Source organism: Arthrobacter hankyongi, assembly GCF_022012395.1.
Taxonomy (GTDB): Bacteria; Actinomycetota; Actinomycetes; order Actinomycetales; family Micrococcaceae; genus Crystallibacter; species Crystallibacter hankyongi.
This window is the reverse complement of the sequence record NZ_JAKLTQ010000065.1, coordinates 1-355: the sequence shown is the minus strand read 5'-3', so window position 1 is coordinate 355 and position 355 is coordinate 1. Positions and strand designations below refer to the sequence as shown.

At 66.5% G+C, this 355-nt stretch carries 1 pseudogene; it reads left to right on the top strand.

Annotated features, from left to right (window positions below):
- Nucleotides 1-355: pseudogene (locus LVY72_RS24145) on the top strand (glycine cleavage system protein T); the annotation flags it as partial.

The window sequence follows — 355 nt, the reverse complement described above, 5'->3', positions numbered from 1 at the left end:
AAACGCCGAACAGATCCTGCTCAAGCTGGTCTCCGCCGAGCAGTCCGCACTGGTCACCGAGCTGAAGTACTACGCGTTCAACGAGGTCAGCGTGGCTGGCCACGACGTCGTGCTGGCCCGCACCGGTTACACCGGCGAAGACGGCTTCGAACTGTTTATCCCGAATGGCGCCGCATCCTCCCTGTGGGCTGCCATCAGCGACGCCGGCGAAGGGCTTGGACTCATCCCCTGCGGCCTGGCCTGCCGCGACTCGCTGCGGCTGGAGGCCGGCATGCCGCTGTACGGCAACGAGCTCTCCCTGCAGGTCACCCCGTTCGAGGCCGGCCTCGGCCCGGTGGTGTCCTTCAAGAAGGAG